Here is a 5208-nt window from a genome sequence, read left to right on the forward strand (position 1 = left end):
AAGAAAAATGTAGATGTATTTGCTCCTGGAGCTCAAATATATTCTACATTCCCTGAGAATAAATATGAAACTATTGGTGGAACCTCTATGGCTTCTCCTGCTGTTGCTGGTGTTGCTGCTTTAGTTTGGTCTCAATATCCAAAATTAAAAGCTGCTCAAGTAAAACAAATTATTATGGATTCTGGATTAGCAATAAACACGAAAGTTACTGTTGGTGGAAATGGAGATGATGTTAGACCATTTGGAGATTTAACTAAATCTGGTAAAATGGTAAATGCTTATAATGCGTTAATTATGGCTTCTCAAATCTCTAAGTAATTCAATTTATAGATTATAAAAAACCTCAACAAATTAATGGTTGAGGTTTTTTTTTGAATAAATGTGACTTTATGTTTTAATTCCGTTTTATTTTTCGATGTAAAGAAAATAAACAGTATACTTTTCAGAAGTAAAGTAGAAGTTGTTGTTTTGATTAATTTAAATTAATAAGTTTTTATATGCCTTTTCGAAACATTTCTATATTCTTTTTAACGCTTTTATTATTAAATTTAAATTCATGTAAACCATCTTATCATGCCATTAATTTAACAAATACTTCGTTTAAAAATGTTAAAGATTTTTCTGAAGAAGATTTAAAAAGTTGGCATTTAAAAGATACAAAAAAGGATAACTTACCTGGTATTAGTTTAGAAAGAGCATATATAGAACTATTAAAAAACCGTAAAGCCGATACTATTATTGTTGCTGTATTAGATTCTGAAATTAATATTAATAATAAGGCTTTAAAACCGCAGATTTGGGTTAATAAAAATGAAATACCTGATAATGGAATTGATGATGATGCTAATGGCTATATTGATGATGTACATGGTTGGAATTATATAGGTACCAAAGAAAACGATAGCGTTGTATTTTCTAGCTTTGCATTTACACGTGTAATAGAAAAATATGATTCTAAATATAAAAACAGTTCCAGAAATAATATTCCAGAAATAGAAAAAAAACACTTTGACAATTACAAAAGAGCAATAGTCGCTTTTAACAAAGAACTTGAATACAGGAAAGGTAATCTTGCTCAATATAACAGAATACAAGGAAAGTATAAAAAAGCTACAGAAACTCTAAACCGTTATTTTTCTGATAACAACTATAGTATAGCACAGCTAGACTCCTTAGATGCTATTGTTATTGATGAGGAAGAGAAAAAGTATATTTCATACATGAAATATTACTTAAAATATGATATTAACGATTATACTATAAATAGAGGAAAAAGCAGTGAACAAAAAATTATCAACCAAAACCTAAACGTAAAACATAATGGTAAATACCATACCAAAGATGATGCAAATGATTTAAACGATTTTCCTTATGGAAATAATCAAGTAAATGGTATAGCTAATTTTCCTCACGGCACTGAAATGGCATCTGTAATAGCTGCTAATAGAAATAATAACGATGTTAAAGGTATTATTACTAGCACAGTAAAAATTATGTGTTTAAACACTTCTACAGCAGGAGATGAATACGATAAAGATATTGCCTTAGCCATTCGTTATGCGGTAGATAATGGCGCTAAGGTTATAAATATGAGTTTTAGTAAAGCCTTTTCTCTTCATCCAGAATGGGTAAAAGACGCTATATTATATGCAGAAAGTAAAAATGTAATAATAGTAACATCTGCTGGAAACAATAATATAAATTTAGATAATGATTATGACTATCCTAACGATAGAATGGATAATGGATTAGAGTATGCTAATAATTTTTTAAAAATTGGGTCGACTACTCATAAATTAGATTCAACATTGATAAGTAGGTTTTCTAATTACGGTAAAAATGAAGTAGATATTTTTGCTCCAGGTTCCAATATCAATTGTTTAACATGGAACAAAACGACATCGGATTCAGGAACATCATTATCCTCAGCTGTTGTCTCAGGAGTAGCTGCTTTAATTTTTTCGTACTATCCAGACTTAACAGCTGCAGAGGTTAAAACTATTATTATGGAATCTGGTCTTTCACTAGACCTTATGGTTAACAAACCTTCTTATGAGGATGAGAAAGAAAAAGTGCCTTTTAATACGCTTTCTAAATCTGGGAAAATTGTAAACGCTTATAATGCGTTACTAATGGCTTCTCAAATATCTAAGTAATTCAATTTATAGATTATAAAAAACCTCAACGATTGTTGAGGTTTTTTTATGGTTTTTTGAGAACTAAATTTACATTAATCATTTACACAAAAGTTGTTGTTTTTACTTAAACAGAATTCTATTCGTATTCATTAATACCATATAATACTTGTTTCATTTTACTGCCGTTTATTTCTACAGGTTTGTATGCTGTATTAAATTTATCGATACTGGTTTTTATGTTTTCTTTCAAGGTTTTATATTCAGAAGGTATTTTAGTAGCACATTGTTGTTCGTTTTCATAACTATTTAGCATGATACCAAATTTTTCGTAAAACTTTGCGCCTTGATCTATATGCGAATTATATTGCGTAATAAATTGTAACAATCTATCGATTGGGAATTCTAAGTTTATTTGCATTTTATGTGCCTTGTAACGTTGAGAATCGTCATTAATTACTTTATTTAACTCTTCTAAATAACCATTAAGGTTTTCACGCACCAAATCCCAATCGTCACTATTTCTACATTCTTTTAAAGGTGTTTTATATTTAATAGGTTTTGTAAAATCTAAAAATAACTGCTCTAATTCTTTAATAATATTATCGTTACTTTTTTGTAAAAAAGCAGTTTCAAAATAGATGGTATTTAAATCGTTGTGCATACGCAAGGTAAAGTCTAAAATACATTCTACATCTTTTAAACTTGCTTCCTTTTCTGCTTTACTAGAACTAGTAGTATTAAATAACGATACAAAAGAATGTAATACAGACGTATAAATGTTGTCTCCCAAAATACTAGATAAACTAAATCCAGCCTTTTTATCCTGTTTACTATTAATAACATCTTTCATTTTTGCAAACTCAGGATAATGGTTTGGGTTGCTTAAATTATTAATCTCATTAAAGGTGGCTACAGAAGAAAAATGATGGTCTAAGCTTAGTGTTTTCTCATATAATATTTTAATAATCTGTAAGCCTTTTAAGTAGCGTATTTTACTAATGTCAGTAGCTTCGGATAGTGCACTAAGTCTAAGTTTTTCTTTAAGCTGTTCTTTTTTTATTAAAAGAGATACTAGAGCATCTGTAGTGTTTTCAAGCTTTAAGTTTTTTGAAATAGTACTTAATGCATTATAGGTGTCTTTATTTTTAATAGTATACACTTCTGTTATAGCATTAATTTCTGTAATTAATTCTGTAACAATTGTATCTATTGTTTTATTAGGCTTGCTATTTGCATAACAATAATCACTAGCAAATACAAGCAAAATAGATATTGTAAATTTTGCAAGATGTATCATGTCTATTCTAATTTAATAGTTATTGTAATAGTCTCTTTAGTTATTTGTATTGGGTAATTACCTTTAGCAAGTTTTGTAACTTGCTCAGGTGTTTTTAAACTAGATTTTATTTCTTTTTCAAGAACAAAATTCTCGTCCATTACAAATACTAATTCGTTTACCTTAAAAACGTCGTCTAATTGCTTTCCAAAAATTTTAACTTCGTCTTCTTTAGTTATTTTGGTTCTGTCTATAATTAAGGTAACTGTATTATCTTTATTATAAGTTGCTGTTGTGTTTGTTTGCGACTTATTGCTATTTACATTAAATGTACAAATACCACCAGGTCTTAAACAGTCTGTGTATTTCCCAAACTTTAATTCGGTATTTATTGCTGTTTTTTCTTCTGTTCTTTTTTCTGTTCTTTTTTCTTGAGAAAAAGCAATAGAAATTGTGCACAGTAAAACTATGTAAATGATTTTTTTCATGTTCTTGGTATTATAAAACAGCAGGAATAAATCCTACTGTTTTAATTTATTAATTCAAGAATTATTCTTTATTTTTATTATTAAAAAAAGTTAAACCGATAATAATTGCAGATGAAATTATTGTCTCTTTTAAATATAGTCTATCTAATAAAAGGTATGTTATCAAATTTACTACACCAACAATGATTACAATAATGATAATTGATTTTAATAATACTTTTTTCATAATTTTTGATTTATTTATTGATTTATTTATTGATTTATTACGGGAACATACTAATAACAGAGTTAGCTACACCTGTAGAAACTACTGCTGTTCCATATGCAACTTGACCTAGGCCAGGAATGATGTTTACAGCTAAAGCGCCTATAGCACCAGCTGCTGCACCTACAGCATCTGCTTCAGCAGTTGCGACAATTGAATCCCATGCACAGCTCCAGCAAATTTTTGAATTTTGTGTTTTACGTCCAATTAAATCGTTCCATTTAGTTAAATTACTATTCCAGTATTCAACACTATATAAAATTGTACTCGCAAAAGTGTACACTACATATTTATCATTATCTTCCAACAAATCAACTTGTTGCGAAGTAATAAAACGGTTAATTTTAGAATTAAAATCTTTAATATCTGTCGAATTTTTTATAATTATATCAATGTCATTAAATGCTTTATTTAATTCATTCGACATCTTTTTAGAAGAATTCATATATTCTGGAATTGTTGAGTTATTCTCTTCTAGGATTGAGGTTAACAATACATTAATTGTGTTTGATTTGTTACTCCCTAATTTAGCTTTAGAAATTCTATCACCTAAAACTTCTTTAATCGCTTGAGAAGCATCTAGTTTTGTTATTGTATTGTTTTTAGAAGATTTTAATTGGTTAAAAATATTTTCGACTTCATTATTGTGTTCTAGACCAATATATTCAAAGTCTTTAAAAGTTAACCTCTCCTGAGCACCAAGATTAAAACTTACCAACATCACCAAAGCTAAGGTAATAAATGACATTACATTTTTTAAATTTTTCATTTTTATTATATTTTAAATAAGATTTACCTACTCTATTCGTTTTTCGGTGTAACACGGCTTTTTAAAGTGTATAAGCTTAACACTCTTAAAACAAACCTGTATTTAATCTTATTTAAAATTGTGAGATTCTTCGACTCCAAATATATTCGGAATGCTCTAAATGACATTATTTATGTATCTTTGTTAAGATTTAAACGCAAGTTTATTTCGGTTTTAGCGAACCACGAGAGCCTTTACCTAGTAGAGGCTTTCTCTATTTTTATTATTAACTA

General features: G+C 28.1%; 5 protein-coding genes. 2 read left to right on the top strand and 3 right to left on the bottom strand.

Features of this window, described 5'->3' with window-relative positions:
- On the top strand, window positions 1–318 hold a 318-nt coding region (locus Q0C58_RS09745), incomplete at its 5' end, for a S8 family serine peptidase (RefSeq protein ID WP_290700704.1).
- A gap of 179 nt (window positions 319–497) precedes the next feature.
- A complete protein-coding gene (locus Q0C58_RS09750) occupies window positions 498–2156 on the top strand; it encodes a S8 family serine peptidase (RefSeq protein WP_290700707.1) in 1659 nt (552 codons plus the stop codon).
- Window positions 2157–2274: 118 nt separating this feature from the next.
- Here the strand turns inward: Q0C58_RS09750 and Q0C58_RS09755 are convergent, their stop codons facing one another.
- The 3 genes from Q0C58_RS09755 to Q0C58_RS09765 all read right to left on the bottom strand — a co-directional run bounded on the left by Q0C58_RS09755 (window position 2275) and on the right by Q0C58_RS09765 (window position 4936).
- Window positions 2275–3435: a hypothetical protein gene (locus tag Q0C58_RS09755; protein ID WP_290700710.1), complete on the bottom strand. Its 1161-nt coding sequence runs from the start codon at window positions 3433–3435 to the stop codon at window positions 2275–2277.
- A gap of 2 nt (window positions 3436–3437) precedes the next feature.
- Complete coding sequence (locus Q0C58_RS09760) at window positions 3438–3902, bottom strand: hypothetical protein (RefSeq protein ID WP_290700713.1); 465 nt, start codon at window positions 3900–3902, stop codon at window positions 3438–3440.
- A 263-nt stretch (window positions 3903–4165) separates the two neighbouring features.
- Window positions 4166–4936: a hypothetical protein gene (locus Q0C58_RS09765; RefSeq protein ID WP_290700715.1), complete on the bottom strand. Its 771-nt coding sequence runs from the start codon at window positions 4934–4936 to the stop codon at window positions 4166–4168.
- Between the last annotated feature and the right edge of the window lie 272 nt (window positions 4937–5208).

Source organism: Lacinutrix sp. (assembly GCF_023299985.1).
Taxonomy (GTDB): domain Bacteria; phylum Bacteroidota; class Bacteroidia; order Flavobacteriales; family Flavobacteriaceae; genus Lacinutrix.